The organism is Micromonospora sp. IBHARD004, from assembly GCF_052814115.1.
Genome location: NZ_CP199934.1, coordinates 939068 through 956297 on the forward strand (window position 1 = coordinate 939068; position 17230 = coordinate 956297).

Annotated in this window: 16 protein-coding genes; 4 read left to right on the forward strand and 12 right to left on the reverse strand. The window is 74.0% G+C overall.

Annotated elements, in window-relative coordinates:
* Positions 1 to 125: 125 nt before the first annotated feature.
* Both ACTWO6_RS04685 and ACTWO6_RS04690 read left to right on the forward strand, forming a co-directional pair.
* Complete coding sequence (locus tag ACTWO6_RS04685; RefSeq protein ID WP_446218405.1) at positions 126 to 884, forward strand: Bax inhibitor-1/YccA family protein; 759 nt, start codon at positions 126 to 128, stop codon at positions 882 to 884.
* A gap of 28 nt (positions 885 to 912) precedes the next feature.
* Positions 913 to 1233, forward strand: a complete 321-nt coding sequence (locus ACTWO6_RS04690) for a hypothetical protein (protein ID WP_446218406.1) — start codon at positions 913 to 915, stop codon at positions 1231 to 1233.
* A 24-nt stretch (positions 1234 to 1257) separates the two neighbouring features.
* Here the strand turns inward: ACTWO6_RS04690 and ACTWO6_RS04695 are convergent, their stop codons facing one another.
* The 4 genes from ACTWO6_RS04695 to ACTWO6_RS04710 form a co-directional block, all read right to left on the reverse strand.
* Complete coding sequence (locus tag ACTWO6_RS04695; RefSeq protein WP_446218407.1) at positions 1258 to 2751, reverse strand: CYTH and CHAD domain-containing protein; 1494 nt, start codon at positions 2749 to 2751, stop codon at positions 1258 to 1260.
* Between the two features lie 39 nt (positions 2752 to 2790).
* A complete protein-coding gene (locus ACTWO6_RS04700; protein WP_446218408.1) occupies positions 2791 to 4053 on the reverse strand; it encodes an acetyl-CoA C-acetyltransferase in 1263 nt (420 codons plus the stop codon).
* Between the two features lie 76 nt (positions 4054 to 4129).
* Positions 4130 to 4927 (reverse strand): SGNH/GDSL hydrolase family protein, encoded by a 798-nt coding sequence (locus tag ACTWO6_RS04705; protein WP_446218409.1) that lies wholly within the window; start codon positions 4925 to 4927, stop codon positions 4130 to 4132.
* Between the two features lie 46 nt (positions 4928 to 4973).
* Positions 4974 to 6020, reverse strand: a complete 1047-nt coding sequence (locus ACTWO6_RS04710; protein ID WP_446218410.1) for an SGNH/GDSL hydrolase family protein — start codon at positions 6018 to 6020, stop codon at positions 4974 to 4976.
* 179 nt (positions 6021 to 6199) lie between these two features.
* Between ACTWO6_RS04710 and ACTWO6_RS04715 the strand changes: the two genes are divergently transcribed.
* Together ACTWO6_RS04715 and ACTWO6_RS04720 are read left to right on the forward strand one after the other, a co-directional pair.
* Positions 6200 to 6556, forward strand: a complete 357-nt coding sequence (locus tag ACTWO6_RS04715) for a YkvA family protein (protein ID WP_446218412.1) — start codon at positions 6200 to 6202, stop codon at positions 6554 to 6556.
* A 76-nt stretch (positions 6557 to 6632) separates the two neighbouring features.
* On the forward strand, positions 6633 to 8003 hold the full coding sequence (locus ACTWO6_RS04720; protein ID WP_446218413.1) for a cystathionine beta-synthase: 1371 nt from the start codon (positions 6633 to 6635) through the stop codon (positions 8001 to 8003).
* A gap of 46 nt (positions 8004 to 8049) precedes the next feature.
* On the opposite strand, the gene ACTWO6_RS04725 is transcribed toward ACTWO6_RS04720, so the two are convergent.
* The 8 genes from ACTWO6_RS04725 to ACTWO6_RS04760 all read right to left on the reverse strand — a co-directional run bounded on the left by ACTWO6_RS04725 (position 8050) and on the right by ACTWO6_RS04760 (position 17069).
* Positions 8050 to 9000, reverse strand: coding sequence for a S1C family serine protease (locus ACTWO6_RS04725; RefSeq protein ID WP_446218414.1), 951 nt, complete (start codon positions 8998 to 9000; stop codon positions 8050 to 8052).
* 89 nt (positions 9001 to 9089) lie between these two features.
* Positions 9090 to 9599: an N-acetyltransferase family protein gene (locus ACTWO6_RS04730; RefSeq protein ID WP_446218415.1), complete on the reverse strand. Its 510-nt coding sequence runs from the start codon at positions 9597 to 9599 to the stop codon at positions 9090 to 9092.
* Entirely contained in the window at positions 9596 to 10525 is a 930-nt protein-coding gene (locus tag ACTWO6_RS04735; RefSeq protein WP_446218416.1) for a ribonuclease Z, read from the reverse strand. The genes ACTWO6_RS04730 and ACTWO6_RS04735 overlap by 4 nt, the downstream gene beginning before the upstream one ends.
* Before the next feature lie 365 nt (positions 10526 to 10890).
* The gene (locus ACTWO6_RS04740; protein ID WP_446218417.1) at positions 10891 to 12066 is read right to left on the reverse strand and encodes an osmoprotectant NAGGN system M42 family peptidase; all 1176 of its coding nucleotides are present in this window, start codon (positions 12064 to 12066) and stop codon (positions 10891 to 10893) included.
* Complete coding sequence (ngg, locus tag ACTWO6_RS04745; RefSeq protein WP_446218418.1) at positions 12063 to 13892, reverse strand: N-acetylglutaminylglutamine synthetase; 1830 nt, start codon at positions 13890 to 13892, stop codon at positions 12063 to 12065. Before ngg ends, ACTWO6_RS04740 begins: the two co-directional genes overlap by 4 nt.
* Before the next feature lie 2 nt (positions 13893 to 13894).
* Positions 13895 to 15679 (reverse strand): N-acetylglutaminylglutamine amidotransferase, encoded by a 1785-nt coding sequence (locus ACTWO6_RS04750; RefSeq protein ID WP_446218419.1) that lies wholly within the window; start codon positions 15677 to 15679, stop codon positions 13895 to 13897.
* A 201-nt stretch (positions 15680 to 15880) separates the two neighbouring features.
* Positions 15881 to 16543 (reverse strand): peptide-methionine (S)-S-oxide reductase MsrA, encoded by a 663-nt coding sequence (gene msrA, locus ACTWO6_RS04755; protein ID WP_446218420.1) that lies wholly within the window; start codon positions 16541 to 16543, stop codon positions 15881 to 15883.
* A 55-nt stretch (positions 16544 to 16598) separates the two neighbouring features.
* Positions 16599 to 17069 (reverse strand): HIT family protein, encoded by a 471-nt coding sequence (locus ACTWO6_RS04760; protein WP_446218421.1) that lies wholly within the window; start codon positions 17067 to 17069, stop codon positions 16599 to 16601.
* Positions 17070 to 17230 lie beyond the last annotated feature (161 nt).

Sequence of the window (17230 nt, forward strand, 5' to 3'; positions counted from 1 at the left end):
CCGCCCGCCGCACGACCCCGGCGCCCGCCTCCGCGACAGCGGCGGCGGGCGCCGTCGTTTACCCGCCGCCGCCGGGCCGTCCGGGGCAGAGTGGGACCCGGGGGTACGTCGGCGAGGAGGTCGCGGTGCGGAGTGCCAATCCGGTGCTGACCCGACTGGACGACGTCGGCCGGACCGAACGCCAGGTGCTCGGGGTCGGGGCCGCCGAGGCGATGACCGTGGACGACGTGGTCACCCGGACGGCCGGCCTGCTGCTGCTCACCGGCGTCACCGCGGCGGTCGCCTGGGTGGTGTTCCCGCAGGCGGTGTGGCTCCCGGCGGCGCTGGCCGGGAGCGCGCTCGCCGGGCTGGTGCTGGTGTTGGTCATCTCGCTGAAGCAGATCACCAACCCGCTGCCCATCGCGGCGTACGCGGTGCTCCAGGGGCTGCTGCTCGGCGTGGCCAGCCGGGCCTTCGAGCTGGTCTACCCCGGGATCGTGGTGCAGGCGGTGGTCGGCACGTTCGGCGTCTTCCTGGGCATGGCGCTGCTCTACCGGGCCCGGCTGATCCGGGCCACCCCGCGGCTGGCCCGGCTCGTCGTCGGGGCGCTGCTCGGCATCGTCGCGCTCAGTCTGGTCAACCTGGTGACGTACCTGCTCACCGGGCGTCAGGGGCTGGAGGCGTACAGCCTCACCGCCGAGGTCGGCTGGCTGCCGTACGTCATCTCCGGGGTGGCGATCATCGCCGGGGCGTTCAGCTTCATCCTCGACTTCGACCTGGTCGAGCGGTCGGTCCGCGCCGGCCTGCCCCGCCGGTACGCCTGGTTCTGCGCGTTCGGCCTGCTGGTCGGGTTGATCTTCCTGTACTGGCAGATCCTGCGCCTGCTCAGCTACCTGCGCCGGTGACCCGCGGCCCCTCGTAGACTCGGCGGCGATGAGCGCAGCGGAGTTGGAGCGGGCGGTGGAGCTGCTGGTCCGTCAGGTCGGTCACTGGCAGCAGCCCCGGTGGTCGGCGGCGGCCGAGGGCGGCAACGTGTCCCGGGCCGCCCTGGTGCACAAGCTGGTGCAGGAGATCGCCAACCTGGCGGCGGACGTGGAGGGCGAACCGCGGCGGGACGTACCCCGGTTGGCCAACGACCTGGTGCTGCCCGACCAGCTCCGGGTGGTCGCGGCCGATCTGCTGGCGGCCGGCCCGCCGGAGGCGGTGCTCAGCCGGGCCGCCGAGGCGGTCACCGCGACCCGCTCGGCGCTCTGACGGCGGCGCGAGGCGCGCGGCGGCTCAGCGCTTGAGCCAGCGCCGCACCTTCCGCCGCCGGGCCCGGTCGCGGGCCCGGGCGACGGCCCGCATGTCTGCGCCGGCCGCCGCGGCCTGCCGTGCGTGCAGGAGGCCGTACGTGAAGGTGTTCTCGCCGTCGGCGTACGCGCGCAGCGCCTGCCGCCGCAGCACCTCGCGGGTGACCACCGAGTCCTGGTGCGCGCCGAGCAGGTCCTGCAGGTCCTTGAGCCGGTCCACCAGCCTGGCGGCCGGCTTCCCGACCGCCGGCTCGCGGACCTCGACGGCGTACCGGGCCGTCTTGTTCGCCTTCCGCGCCTCGTGCAGCGCGACGTCCTCCGCCGCGCCGGCCGGGTGGTCACCGGCGAGGGCCCGGTCCAGCCGGTCGTCCGCCCGGGTCAACGCCCGACGCACCCGCCGGGCGACCCACCGCGCGTCGACCGTCCGCGCGGTCGGCCCCTCCAGCAGCGCGTCCAGCCGGGACAGCAGGCCGGTGTACCGGTCGGAGCCGAGCGCCGCGCGCAGCTCGTCCAGGGCGGTGGCCAGGTCGGCGGCGAACCGGGCGGAGATCCGCGCCGCGACCGGGCCGAGCACCAGGTCGGCGGGCTCGGCGCGGACCGCGTCGGTGAGCCGGGCCGCCATCACCTGGGTGTCGCGGACCGGCCCGAGCTGGGCGCCGAGCCAGCGCAGCTCGGGCCGCAGCCACTCGCTCTCCCGGCGGTCCCACAGCCCGCGGAAGGTCCGCAGGGTGGACCGCAGCCGGCGGACGGCGACCCGCATGTCGTGCACCGCGTCCTCAACGCCGCCGATCGCGCCGGGGTGGTTGGCGATCAGCACGTCGCGCTGGGCGAGGGCGTAGTCGAGGACGGGCGCGGCGCCGGGTTCGGGGGTGGTCTCCTGGACGGCGAGCCGGGTGGCCAGCGCCCGGTGCGACTTGGAGACCGGCACCGGGCGGGCGCCGGCCCCGCGCAGCCGGCCGTCCACCGCGTCGAGCAGCGCGTCGTCGCCGTCGACCAGCTCGACCTCGATCTCCCGCCAGGCCTGCCGCTCGCCGGTGACCAGGTCATGTCCCTCGACGGTGTCCTCGGCGACCTCGGCCAGCACCCGGCCCCGCTCGTCGAGCAGCCGGCGCTCGATTCGTCGGGTGGTGATCCGCGCCGCCGGGGCCACCGGCTGTCCCCGGGACGCGGCCCGGAACAGCGCGACCAGTTCCGCCGGCGGAACCTCGTCGCCCGCCCCGGCGGGGAACTGGTACTCGGTCCGGTCGCCGCCGGCCGAGCCGACCTTCAGATGCCAGCCCGCGTCGTGCCCGCCGGTCCGCCGCCGCAGCGCGAACCCGCCGCGGGCCAGCCGGAGGTCGGCGGTGTCCAGGTAGACCGCGTCGAGGTCGAGGGCGGTGGCGTCCGACGTGGTCGTGACGCCACCGCACCCCGTCAGGTCCGGCAGCCGGAATCCCTCGTCACCGGAGTACTTGCGCTCCCGCTCCACGACCGTCGCCATGTCGGAACGGTACCCGGACCCGGGAACGCCGAATCGGGCTCAGCTCAGCCGTTCGAGCACCATCGCCATGCCCTGGCCGCCGCCGACGCACATGGTCTCCAGACCGATGGTCTTGTCGTGCCACTCCAGGGCGTTGAGCAGGGTGCCGGTGATCCGGGCGCCGGTCATGCCGAACGGGTGGCCGACGGCGATCGCGCCGCCCATCACGTTCAGCTTCTCCTCGGGGATGCCGAGCTGCCGGTAGGAGGGGATCACCTGGGCGGCGAACGCCTCGTTGATCTCGACCAGGTCGACGTCGTCGATGGTCATCCCGGCCCGCTTCAGGGCCTGCTTGGAGGCTTCGACCGGGCCGAGGCCCATGATCTCCGGCGACAGCGCGGTGACGCCGGTCGACACGATCCGGGCCAGCGGGGTGAGCCCGAGGTCCTGCGCCCGCTGGGCGCTCATGATCACCACGGCGGCGGCGCCGTCGTTGAGCGGGCAGCAGTTGCCGGCGGTGATCCGGCCGTCCGGGCGGAAGACCGGCTTCAGGCCGGAGACCGCCTCCAGGGTCACCCCCGGGCGCGGGCCGTCGTCGCCGCTGACCACGGTGCCGTCCGGCGTGGTGACCGGGGTGATCTCGCGGGCCCAGAAGCCGTCGGCGATCGCCTTCTCGGCCAGGTTCTGGCTGCGTACGCCGAAGGCGTCCATGTCCTCGCGGGTGATGTCGTACACCTGGGCGAGGTTCTCCGCGGTCTGCCCCATGGCCAGATAGACGTCGGGGAGCTGGCCGTCCTCCCGCGGGTCGGTCCACACCCCGGCGCCGCCCTGCGCGCGGGCCTTCGACCGCTCGTGGGCCGCCGCGAAGCGCGGGTTCTCCCAGCCGCCGCCGACCAGCGCCTGCGCCTCCGGCGGCAGGGTGTCGGAGTTGCCCCGGGCGTACCGGGAGACCATCTCGACGCCGGCGGAGATGAAGACGTCGCCCTCGCCGGCCCGGATCGCGTGCATCGCCATCCGAGTGGTCTGCAACGAGGAGGCGCAGTAGCGGGTCAGGGTGGCGCCCGGCAGGCCGTCGAGGCCCATCAGGGTGGCGACCACCCGGGCCATGTTGAAGCCCTGCTCGCCGCCGGGCAGGCCGCAGCCCAGGTACAGGTCGTCAATCTCGGTCGGGTCGAGCCCGGGGACCTTGGCCAGGGCGGCCTGGACGATGGTCGCGGCGAGGTCGTCCGAACGGACGTCACGCAGCGAACCCTTGAACGCCCGGCCGATGGGGGACCGGGCGGTGGCGACGATGACGGCGTCGCGGGACGACTCAATCGGCATGAACCAACGTTAACCCGCGAGTAACTTGACGCGGAAGAAGCCCGCCCGGCGGGAAATGTCACCCCCGCCGGGGCGCTCAGTGGTGGCGGGAGGCGACCGCCGCGGCGGCGGAGACGGCCGGCAGGAGGGCGTGCACCCAGACCCGGTAGCCGTCGGCGGAGGGGTGGTAGCCGTCGTGGCAGAGCGTCCCCGCGTCGGCCCGGAACACCGGCCCGGTCTCGGTGGCCAGGTCGACCACGCTGCCGCCCGCGTCCAGCACGGCCGTGGTCTGGGCCCGGGCGACCCGCCGCCCGGACCAGCCCAGCACCTGCCGCAGCGGGGACGCCACCGCGCGGACCGCGCCGAGGTCGGGGCAGGTGCCCACGACCACCTCGACGTGCGCCTCGCGCAGCCGGCGCACCGCCGCGGCGAGGTAGGCCGCCGCATCGGCCGGCCGGGTCATCGTGGTCGCGTCGTTGGCGCCGACCAGGATCAACGCCACGTCGGGGCGCTCGCCCAGCAGCGCCCGGGCCACCTGGGTGGCCAGGTCCGTCGAGCGGGAGCCGGCGACGCCGACGCTGGACAGGTGCACCTGCCGGCCGGTCGGGCCCTCGGCGAGCAGGTGGGCCAGCTGCCCGCCGACGGTCTCCTCGAAGCGTTCCACCCCGACGCCGAGCGCCGAGGAGTCGCCGAGCAGCACCAGGCGCAGCGGTGGCGCGCCCGTCCGGCCGACCGTGGCACGCAGGGCGAGGCCCAGCTCGGGCTGGGCGTACCGGCGGTTGCGGGCGGCGATGGCCTGGCCGGCGAGGACGGCGGCCCCGCCCACCGTGCCGGCGACCAGCGAGAGCGCCGCGGCCCGACCCAGCCGGAACGCGAGCTCGTGGTGCTCGGTCATGCCGTCACCTCCCTGCGGTTGGCGGCACACGTGCCGGTCAGCTCGTTCATGCCAGTCCCTCCAGTGTGGGTGAGTCGGCGGCGGGGCCGGGTTGCGGCACCGCGCCGACGCCGAAGAAGGCCCGCCGCCGCAGCTGCGCCCAGCGGCCGGCCGGCCCCCGGTCGCGGCCCCGGACCTGGACGCCGCTGACCTCGGTGCCGGCGTGCCGGGCCGCCTCGTGGGCCGCCTCCGGCAGCGACCGTACGCCTTCGCCCCGGGCGACCGCCGCCCGGCGTTCCTGGCCCGCGCCGAGCGCGGAGAGCAGGGTGGGCAGGAGGGCCGCCGCGGCCACCGCGTACCCCTCGGCGGACGGGTGGAACCGGTCCCAGGCGAACATCCGGGCCGGCTCGGCGGCGAACCGGGGACCCAGCATGTCGCCCAGGGAGACCGTCCAGCCGCCCGCCTCGACCACCGCCACCGTCTGGGCGGCGGCCAGCTGCCGGCTCCAGCGCCGGGCCAGCCAGCGCAGCGGCGGCTGGATGGGCCGGATCGCGCCCAGGTCGGGGCAGGTGCCGACGACCACCTCGCAGCCGGCCGCCCGCAGCGTGCGGACCGCGTCGACCAGGTAGCGCACGGCCAGCGCCGGCGGGGTCCGGTTGGTGACGTCGTTGCCGCCGATCAGGATCACCGCGATGTCCGGTCCGACCTCCAGGGCCGACTCGACCTGCGGCTTGAGCCCGGCCGAGAGGGAGCCGACCACCGCGTACCGGTGCAGCCGCACCGGCCGGTGCAGCCGGCGGGACAGCCCGGTGGCCAGCAGCGCGCCGGGGGTCTCCCGGCGGCGGTGCACGCCGTAGCCGGCGGCGGAGGAGTCGCCGAGGATCACCATGGTCACCGGCGGGCCGGGGAACTTCGCGCCGTACGTCCCGTCGCAGCGCGGCGGGGGAGCCTCGGCCATCGGGATGGTCCGCCGGGCCTGACGGGCCTGGCCGAGCAGCACCCCACCCGTCGCGACGGTGGCCGCCACCGTGGCGCCCGTGCCGATCGCCGCCACCCGGGCGATCCGCCGGGCGCGCTGCCAGCCGATCGGTACGACGGAACCAGCGTCCCCCATGAGCCGACATTATCGCGCCGGCCCGACACCCCGCTCTCCACGCGACGGCTGGTTCGCGGCTGGGAGCCGACCGTTCTGGGTACCTGTTCCGGCAGGGCCGCCGACCGACGGTCCGGTCGGCGGGCGGACCGGGCTTGCACCCGGGAGGCACGCTGGTCGAGCGGAAAGGGGCTCAGACGATGGGGAAGACGTTGAAGCGGAGCGCGGCGTTCACCGCGCTGGCGCGGGCACTCATGGCGGGCTCGCGGGGCGGGCCGTCGCTGGGCGAGCGGCTGGCCGCGCTGCCCCGGATGATCAGGGCGACCGCCCGGGGGGAGTACGACGGCGGCCTGCGACTGGCGATGATGACGGCGGCGACGGCGTACGTGGTCTCCCCGGTCGACGTGGTCCCGGAGCTTTTCCTGACCATCTTCGGGCTGGTGGACGACGCGGTGATGGTCACCTGGCTGGCCGGCAGCGTGCTGTCGGAGACCGAGCGCTTCCTGGAGTGGGAGGCACGTCGCAGCTCCGTCATCCCCGGACATGTGACGCCCTGACGGCACGTACCCTGGGCGTCGAGAAATACGTCTGCCCGGCCGCCGTCGCCGGCGCCGCAACGAAGGGCACAACGAGGTGCAGTACTACGACAACGTCGTCGAGCTGATCGGCAACACCCCGCTGGTACGGCTGCGCAACGTCACCGCGGGCATCCAGGCGACCGTGCTGGCGAAGGTGGAGTACGTCAACCCGGGCGGTTCGGTGAAGGACCGGATCGCGCTGCGGATGGTGGAGGACGCCGAGGCCGCGGGCATCCTCAAGCCGGGCGGCACCATCGTCGAGCCGACCAGTGGCAACACCGGCGTCGGGCTGGCCCTGGTGGCCCAGCTCAAGGGCTACAAGTGCGTCTTCGTCTGCCCGGACAAGGTCAGCCAGGACAAGCAGGACGTGCTGCGCGCGTACGGCGCCGAGGTGGTGGTCTGCCCGACCGCCGTCGCGCCCGAGGACCCGCGCTCCTACTACAACGTCTCCGACCGGCTGGCCCGGGAGATCCCCGGCGCCTGGAAGCCCAACCAGTACAGCAACCCGGCCAACCCCCGCTCGCACTACGAGACGACCGGGCCGGAGATCTGGACGCAGACCGAGGGTCGGGTGACCCACTTCGTCGCGGGCGTCGGCACCGGCGGCACCATCTCCGGCATCGGCCGCTACCTGAAGGACGCCTCGGAGGGTCGGGTCAAGGTCATCGGGGCGGACCCGGAGGGTTCGGTCTACTCCGGCGGCACCGGCCGGCCGTACCTGGTCGAGGGCGTCGGTGAGGACTTCTGGCCGGAGACCTACGACCGGGGCGTCGCCGACGAGATCGTCGAGGTCTCCGACAAGGAGTCCTTCGAGATGACCCGGCGGCTGGCCCGCGAGGAGGGGCTGCTGGTCGGCGGCTCCTGCGGGATGGCCGTGGTGGCCGCCCTGGAGGTGGCCCGCAAGGCCGGCCCGGACGACGTGATCGTGGTGCTGCTGCCGGACAGCGGCAAGGGCTACCTGTCGAAGATCTTCAACGACAAGTGGATGGCCCGGTACGGCTTCCTGGACAATTCGGGCACCGAGCCGACCGTCGCCGACGCCCTCGCCGGCAAGCCGGGCGGCCTGCCCGAGCTGGTGCACGTGCACCCGACCGAGACGGTCCGCGACGCCATCGACTACATGCGCGAGTACGGGGTCTCCCAGCTCCCGGTGCTCAAGGCCGAGCCGCCGGTGGTGACCGGCGAGGTGGCCGGCTCGATCGCCGAGAAGGACCTGCTCGACGCGCTCTTCACCGGCCAGGCGCACCTGCACGACATGATCGAGCGGCACATGGCCGAGCCGCTGCCGATGATCGGCGGCGGTCAGCCGGTGAGCGAGGCGGTCGGCCTGCTGGAGAAGTCCGACGCGGCGCTGGTGCTGGTCGACGGCAAGCCCAAGGGCGTCCTCACCCGCCAGGACCTCCTCGCCCACCTCGGCGCCCGCTGACCCGCGTCGACAGGGCCGCTCCCCGGCGGGGAGCGGCCCGTCGACGTCAGCGGCCCAGCTCGGTGGGGACGGCGACCACGTCGACGAAGGCGCCCTTGCGCAGCACGGTGACCGGGAGGCGGGTGCCGATGGCCGGGCCGAGCATCAGCCGTTGCAGGCCCTGGCCGTCCTGCACCGACCGGCCGCCGGCCGAGACGATGATGTCCCCCAGGTAGATCCCGGCCACCCCGGCGGGGCTGCCCGGCACCACTTCGACCACCCGCAGGCCGCGCCGCTGCCCGGTGCGTGCGGTGAGCTCCGGGGGGAGCGGCACCGGCACCCCGGCGACCCCCAGCCAGGCCCGCCGGACCCGACCGGTGGCGGTCAGGTCGGCGATGATCTGCCGGGTGGTGGCGTTGATCGGCACGGCCAGCCCGAGGCCGTACCCGGCGACCGCGGTGTTCACCCCGACCACCCGGCCGGCGGAGTCGGCCAGCGCGCCGCCGGAGTTGCCCGGGTTGAGCGCGGCGTCGGTCTGGATGACGTCCTCGATCAGCCGGACCAGCCGCCCGTCCCGGGCCGGCAGCGACCGGCCCAGCCCGGAGACCACCCCGGCGGTGACCGAGCCGGCCAGCCCCATCGGGTTGCCGACCGCCACCACGAGCTGTCCGATCCGCAGGCCGTCCGCGTCGCCCAGCTCCACCGGCGGCACCGCCGGCTCCTCGGCCCGCAGCACGGCCAGGTCCGACAGCGGGTCGGCGCCGACCACCCGGAACCGGGTCTCGGTGCCGTCGCCGAAGGCGGCCGAGCCGCCGTCGGCACCCTGCACGACGTGGGCGCTGGTCAACAGCAGGCCCTCGGCGTCGATGGTGACGGCCGAGCCGGCGCCGGCCCCGCGCGGGGTCCGCACCGACAGGGCGGCGACGCTGGGCAGCACCCGTGCCGCCACGCCGGTCACCACCCGGGAGTACGCGTCCAGGGCGGTCTCCTCCGCCCGCTCGCCGTGATCCGTGTCCATGCATCCGGCAACGCGCTCGCATCGACCGGCATGCCCCGATCCGCTGAGAGCGAACGGCGGCCGGGAACCGGTCGGGACGCTTGAGGCGATCAGAGCGGGCGTTCGTACCGTAGTTGGGGGACGAGGGTGGCGCCGATGTGCTCGTCGCGCCGCGCGCCGGTGGGCGTCCAGCCGCCGCGTTCGTAGAAGGCGCGGGCCCGGGTGTTCTCCCGGAGCACCCAGAGCACCGCCCGGGACCAGCCGCGCGCCCGCATGGCGGCCAGGGCGTCGACCATCAGCGCGCGACCGGTGCCCCGGCCGCGCTCGTCCGGTTCCAGGTGGATCGCGTTGAGCAGGCCGGTCGCCGGGTCGTCCTCGTCGTCCGGGCCCAGGTAGCTGAAGCCGACCAGCCGGCCGCCGCGCTCGGCGACGGTCATCCGGTGGTCGTCCCGCTCCCAGGTCCACCGCTCCACCCAGTACCCCCCCATCGCCTCCGGCGTCGGGTCGGCCAGCGCCTCCGCCGGCAGGAACGACGAGTACGCCGCGACCCGCGACCGCTGGTGCAGGGCGCCCACGGGCATCAGGTCGGCCGCGGTGGCGGGGCGGAGGGTGACCGTCACCCGGCCGAGGCTACCCGCCGGGGCGGGACCGGCACGGTCATCAGGTCCTCGGCGACGACCAGGTCCCCGGCGAAGTGCTCGCGGGCCTCGTCGGCGAAGCGGCGCGGGTCGGCGTACCGCTGGGAGAAGTGGGTGAGCAGCAGCGTGCGTACCCCCGACTCGGCCGCCACCCGCGCGGCCTGCGCCGCGGTGAGGTGGCCGACCTCGGCGGCGAGCGCGGCCTCCGACTCCAGGAAGGTCGACTCGATGACCAGCAGGTCGGCGTGCTCGGCGAGGGCGTACACCTCGTCGCAGAGCCCGGTGTCCATCACGAAGGCGAACCGCTGCCCCGGGCGGGTCACGCTCACCTCGTCCCGGGTGACGCGGCGACCGTCCAGGTCGAGGTGGCCGACGCGCTGCAGCTCGCCGACCGCCGGACCCGCGACGCCGTACGCGGACAGCTTCTCCGGCAGCATCCGGCAGCCGTCCGGCTCGACCAGCCGGTAGCCGTACGTCTCGATCGGGTGCCGCAGCCGGCGGGCCTCCAGCGTGCCGATGCCCAGCGTGATCCGCTGCCCGTCGGCGTCGATCGGCTCGACGCGCAGCTCGGCGGTCTCGTAGAAGGAGCTGGCGTGGCGCAGCCGGGCGAAGTACTCGGCGCCGCCGGCCGGGAAGTGCACGGTCACCGGGTGCGGCACCCGGTCCAGGGAGAGCCGCTGGATCATGCCGGGCAGCCCCAGGCAGTGGTCGCCGTGGAAGTGGGTGACGCAGATCCGGGTGAGGTCGGTGGCGGAGATCCCGGTGTGCAGCATCTGCCGCTGGCTGCCCTCGCCCGGGTCGAAGAGGAGCACCTCGTCGTCCCAGCGCAGCAGGTAGCCGTTGTGGTTGCGGTACCGGGTGGGCGCCTGACTGGCCGTCCCGAGCACCGCCAGCTCGCGCATCGACACGGTCCTGACCTCCGGCGGCTGAGTGACCGGTCCGGCTCCGCCGGACATGAAGCGACCCCCGGGGCTTCCGCGCTCGCGCGCGGGCCGGCTGGACTGGGCCGGCACCCCGGGGGTCGGGTGGCTGTCGTGGTTTCGCCGCACCGCTGCCACACGGTCTCGACGATGGTGCATTTGCCCGCCTCGCGGCGGACGAGATTTCACTGTCGAGGACAGCGGCTAGCGGACAGCCACCTCACGAGTCCGATTGCTATACAAGTCTGGACCACCTCCTTTCCCGTGTACCGCCCACGCTATCGACTCCTCGGCGCCCCCGCCAACGGATTTCGATCACAGGCGCGGACGGAATGCCCGACGGCCCCGGCGGGTCAGTCGAGGCCGATCGGGCCCTCGCGGGGGCCCTCCGGGGAGGCCGGCTGGACGGCGAGCGACGGGAAGTCGGCCAGGTCGCCCTCCGGCTCGGCGTCCCACTCGGGGAAGACCAGGTCGCTCTGCAGGTAGAGGCAGAGCAGCTGGGTGAGGTGGCGCAGCCCCTCCAGGTGGGTGCGCTCATGGCCGTGGGTGGCGTCGACGCCGAAGCCGAGCAGCGCCACCCGGGCGTGCGCGCCCGCCTCGACCGCCGCCGCCACGTCCGAGCGGTAGTAGTCGAAGACGTCCCGGACCAGGTCGACGCCGTGCTCCCTGGCGATGGCGGCCAGGTTGCGGGTCAGGTGGTAGTCGAACGGACCCACCCCGTCGCCCATCGCCAGGGTCGCCGCGTCCTCCCGGGACTGCTGCCCGGGGGCGACCACCGCGGCGTCCACCGAGACGATCTCCGCGACGTCCGGGTCCAGGCCGTGGCTGGCCCCGTGGCCGATCTCCTCGGTGACCGTGACCAGCAGGTGCGCGGTGACCGCCGGGGTGATCCCGGCGTCGACCATCGCCTTGAACGCGGTGAGCACCGCCGCCACGCCGGCCTTGTCGTCCAGGTGCCGGGACTTCACGTACCCACCGGGGGTGACCATCGGGTTGGGCAGGAACGCGACGAAGTCGCCGGCGTCGATGCCGAGCGCCCGCAGCCCGGCGATGTCCTCGACCGGCTCGTCGACCCGGACCTCGACGTGCTCCCAGCCGACGCCCTGCAGGTCGACGTCGTCGTTGTAGCGGTGCCCGCTCGCCTTCAGGGGGAGCACCTGGCCGGTGATCACCCGGTCCAGGTCGTCGGTGAAGATCCGCACGTGGGCGCCCTCCGCGAACCGGGCGCTGTGCGTGCCGATGGTCTTCAGCTCCAGCCGGCCGTTCTCCTTCAGCCGCTTCACCATGCCGCCGATCGTGTCGGTGTGCACCACGATCGCCCGGTCGGCGCCGGTATCCCGTGGCCCCGGCAGGCTGGCGCTCAGTGCGCCGCGCCGGGTCAGCGTGGAGGAGACGCCGAGCGCGGAGAGCCGCTCGCCGACGTACTGCTGGATGTGGTCGGTACGCCCCGACGGGCTGGGGATCTCCAGCAGCTCCACCAGCACCTGGCGGAGGTAGTCGAGGTCGAGCTCCAGCGGTTTCGGACTCACGCGGCACCCCCCGCCCCGGCCGGCGACCAGAGCCGCTGCGGCGCCCGGGTGCCGGGGAAGAGCAGGTCCACGAAGCGCTCGGCGGTCGGCTGCGGCTCGTGGTTGGCCAGGCCGGGCCGCTCGTTCGCCTCGATGAAGACGTGCTCCGGCCGGTCCGGGGCGGGCACCAGCAGGTCCAGCCCGGTGACCGGGATGCCCAGCGCCCGGCTGGCCGCCACGCACGCCTCGGCGATGGCCGGGTGCAGCTCGGCGGTGACGTCGTGGATGGTGCCGCCGGTGTGCAGGTTGGCGGTCCGGCGTACCGCGAGCAGCTGGCCCTCGGGGAGCACGTCGTGCATCCGGTGGCCGGCCGCCGCCACCACCTCGCGGGTCATGTCGTCGATCGGGATGCGCGACTCGCCGCCGGTGGCGGCGGCCCGGCGCCGGCTCTGCCGCTCGATCAGCTCGGTGACGTCGTGCACCCCGTCCCCGGTGATCTGGGCGGGGCGGCGGACCGCGGCCGCCACCACCTCGTGGTCGATGACGATGACCCGCAGGTCCTCGCCGGCGCGCAGCTCCTCGATCAGCACGTCCGGGCAGAACCGCCGGGCCAGCTCGGCCGCGGCGGTGAGCGCCTCGGCGGTCCGGACGCCGACGGTGATGCCGTTGCCCTGCTCGCCGCGGGCCGGCTTGACCACGACCGGACCGACGTCCGCCAGGAAGGCCAGGTCGTCCGGCTCGCCGGTGGCGGTCCGGCCGCGCGGCACCGACAGCCCGGCCTCGGTGAGGATCCGCCGGGTGACCCGCTTGTCGTCGCAGCGGCTCATCGCCACCGCCGAGGTCAGCTCGGAGAGCGACTCCCGGGTGTGGATGGTTCGGCCGCCGTTGGTCAGCTTCAGCTCGCCCCAGCGCGGGTCGGTGACCTCCACCCGGATGCCGCGCCGCATCGCCTCGTCGGCGACGATCTTCGCGTACGGGTTGAGCTCGTCGTACCCCTCCGGGGTGGCGGGCAGGAAGAGCCGCTCGTTGATCGGGTTCTTCCGCTTCACGCAGAGCGTGCCGGTGCGGTGGAAGCCGAGCCGCTCGTAGAGCCGGATCGCCCCCGAGTTCTCGGCGAGCACCGAGAGGTCCACGAAGGCCCGCCCCCGCTCGTCGAGCCGGTCGGCCAGCTCCGACAGCAGCGCCTGGCCGGTGCCGGGCGGCGCGTGGTTGAAGTCCACCGTCAGGCACCAGAGGCTGGCACCGTTCTCCGGGTCGGCGAAGACCGCCACGTGGTCGACGCCGGTGATGGTGCCGACGATCTCGCCGGTGGGCGCCTCGCCGACCAGGTGCAGGAACCGGTCGGTGCCGGCGTTGTCGACCAGCACCTCGACCGGTGCGGTGACCATGCCGTTACGGGCGTAGATCCGGTTCACCGCGTCGGCGTCCGCGGCGTCGCGCAGCGGACGGATCACCAGGCCCGGGATCTCCCCGCCGGAGTCGGTGGCGGCCGGCCGCCGGTCGCCCAACGGCAGCCGGTAGGTCAGCGACGGGTCGATGAACAGCTCGTCCGGCAGCCGGGAGACCAGCACGTGCGGGTCGCGCAGGTAGATGCAGATGTCCCGGGCGCCGGCCGCCTCGGAGCGCAGCACGTCGGCGACGGCGGCCTGGTCGGTGAAGGTCTGGCCGAAGACCAGCCGGCCCCAGCCGCAGTCCAGCACCATGCCGGCCGGGTCGGTGGGCTGCCGCGCGGGCTCGGGCGCGCCCGGGGCGACCGGGTCGCCGCCCGGACCGGTCCGCTCGCGGCGGTGGCCGAGCACCCGTTCCCGGTCGATACGCGCCGTGCCGATGGCGAGGGTGTCGGTCACGGTCAGTCGATTCCGTGGCTCTGGAGCCACATTTCCAGGAGTCCCAGTTGCCACAGCTGGTTTCCGTTCAACGGGGTCAGTTCGGCGTTCGGGTCGGCGAGCAGCGCGTCGACGTGGTCGGCGCGGAACAGGTCGCGACGGCGGGCCTCGGGCGCGGAGAGGGCGTCGCGTACCCGGTCGAGGAGCTTGCCCTCCAGGTGGGTGAGGCCCGGCACCGGGAAGTAGCCCTTGGGCCGGTCGATCACCTCGTGCGGGAGGAGCCGGCGGCCGATCTCCTTCAGCACGCCCTTGCCGCCCTGGGCCAGTTTCAGCTCCGGCGGGCAGCTCGCCGCCAGCTCCACGAACTCGTGGTCGAGGAAGGGCACCCGGGCCTCCAGCCCGTGCGCCATGGTCATGTTGTCGACCCGCTTCACCGGGTCGTCGGTCAGCATGACCTGGGTGTCGATCCGCAGGCCGGCGTCGACCGCGGCCTGCGCGCCCGGCCGGCCCAGGTGCCCGGCGACGAACTCCCGCGCCGGGTCGCCGTCGGCGAGCCACGCCGGGTTGAGCACCCGCGCCAGCCCGGCCGCGTCCCGGTCGAAGAACGCCTTCGCGTACGTCTCCAGCGCCTGCTCCCGGTCGACGCCGGCGAGCGGCGGGTACCAGTGGTAGCCGCCCAGGATCTCGTCCGCGCCCTGGCCGGACTGGACCACCTTGACGTGCCGGGCGACCTCCTGGCTGAGCAGCCAGAACGCCACGCAGTCGTGGCTGACCATCGGCTCGCTCATGGCCGCGACGGCGGCCTCCAGCGGCGGCAGCAGGTCGCCGGTGGGCACCTTGATCTGGTGGTGGTCGGTGCCGAAGGTCTTCGCGACCAGGTCGGAGTAGACGAACTCGTCGCCCTCCCGGCCGCCGACCGCGTCGAAGCCGATGGAGAAGGTGGCCAGCCCGGACTGCCCCTCCCCGGCGAGCAGGGCGACCACCAGGCTGGAGTCGAGCCCGCCGGAGAGCAGCACGCCGACCGGCACGTCGGCGACCATCCGGCGGCGCACCGCGGTGGTCAGCGACTCCAGCAGCGCGTCCTGCCAGTCCCGCTCGGACCAGTCGGCCCGCTCGGCGGCGCGGGTGAACGCCGGGTCCCAGTAGACCCGCTCGCGGGTGGAGCCGTCGGGCTCGTAGACCCGGACGGTGGCCGGGGGCAGCTTGGCGACGCCGCGCAGGATGGTCCGCGGCGGCGGCACGATGCTGTGGAAGCTCAGGTAGTGGGCGAGCGCCACCGGGTCGATCGAGGTGTCGATTCCGCCCCCGGCCAGCAGCGCCGGCAGGGTGCTGGCGAAGCGCACCACGCCCGGGGTCTCGGCCAGGTAGAGCGGCTTGATGCCGAGCCGGTCCCGGGCCAGGACGAGGCGGCCGGTGTCCCGCTCGCTGATCGCGACGGCGAACATGCCGATCAGGTGGTCGACGAAGTCGAGCCCCCACTCGGCGTACGCCTTGACCACGACCTCGCTGTCGCCGGCGGAGAAGAAGCGGTGGCCCTTGGCCTGCAACTCCTGGCGCAGCTCGCGGTAGTTGTAGATGCACCCGTTGAAGACGCCGGTCAGGCCCGAGGCGGCGTCGACCAGCGGCTGGCCGCTCGCCGCGGAGAGGTCGATGATCTTCAGGCGGCGGTGGCCGAGGGCCGTCGGGCCCTGGGACCACACCCCGCTGTCGTCCGGTCCCCGGTCACTCATCGTGGCCGCCATCCGCTCCACCGCCGCGACGTCGGCACGCGAGCCGTCACGACGGAACTCCCCAGCCAGTCCGCACATGGCAGGCAATGCTGCCAGAGGTGGCCGCACCTCGCCCGTTGAGCTGATGTCCGTGGAGTTACGTATTGCTAGAATGCGCGCCACTCGTTTTCGGGGCGCTGCCAGCGCCGACGTTCCTGCCGGCCGTCGGCCGGGTGCCCGAATGGAGCCGGGCCTGCGGTGTGACAAACACCGCAGGCCCGGAAACGGACATCAGGTCGGTCAGCCGGCGGTACGCGCCACGCCGACCGGGCAGCTCAGCCCGTTGGGGCCGTGGTTGCAGTACCCGTTCGGGTTCTTCGTGGGCGCCAGGTACTGCTGGTGGTAGTCCTCGGCGAAGTAGTAGTCGCCGAGCGGGGCGATCTCCGTGGTGATCTCACCCTTCCCGGCCCGCGCCACGATCGGCGCGAACGCGTCCCGGGACGCCTGCGCGGTGGCGAGCTGGTCCTCGGTGGTGGTGTAGATCGCCGACCGGTACTGCGTGCCGACGTCGTTGCCCTGGCGCATGCCCTGGGTCGGGTCGTGGTTCTCCCAGAAGACCTTGAGCAGGTCCGCGTAGCTGATCTTGGTGGGGTCGTAGACCACCTGGACCGCCTCGACGTGCCCGGTCATCCCCGAGCAGACCTCCTCGTAGGTCGGGTTCGGGGTGACGCCACCCGCGTAACCGGCCGACGTGGTGATCACACCCGGCAGGGTCCAGAACAGTCGCTCGGCGCCCCAGAAACAGCCCATTCCGAAGACGGCGACCTGCGAGCCCTCGGGGAACGGGCCCTTCAGCGAGGACGGGAGCACCTCGTGCCGGTCACCGATCGGCATCGCGATCGGGCGACCCGGCAGGGCCTGGTCGGGGGTGGGCAGCTCGGCCTTCATACGGCGAAGGAACACGGTGGGACTCCTCTCGTACCTCTCCCAGGCTGCAACGCCACCAGGCCCCGCTTCCTTACCCGCCCAGCGGCCGATCACGAGGCGTCAGGAGTCCGTCACGATGATGAGCATGTCCGGTGGCGGCGGCGGCGATCCGGCCGGCGTACTCCCGGGCCTCCGGGTCGTCGGTGTAGCGGGTCCGGGGCCAGAAGAAGCCGCGCAGGCCGTCCCCCTTGGTCCGGGGAACCACGTGGGCGTGCAGGTGCGGCACGGACTGGGACACCTTGTTGTTCATCGCCACGAACGTCCCACCGGCCCCCAGACCTGTCTCCACCGCCAGGGCCAACCGCTGCACGAGGCCGAAGTAGCCGGCCAGCGCCTCCGCCGGCAGGTCGGTCAGGGTGACCAGGTGGGCCCGCGGAACCACCAGCACGTGCCCCTTGAACACCGGCCGGGTGTCCAGGAACGCCACCCCGTCCGGCTCGTCCGCGACGGTGAACGCGGGCACCTCGCCCGCCACGATCCCGCAGAACACGCACCCACTCATCGCGCCAGGCTATTACCGGCGCCGTGCGACCGCCCTCCCGGCGCGGCCGTGCGGTGGGCCGGGGGTGACCTCGTGATGCGCTACGAAGCTGATGACGAGAATGAGTCAGGGTGATGCTTCAGTCCGGGCCCAGGCCGGCGTCGGTTGCGTGGCGGGGTGAG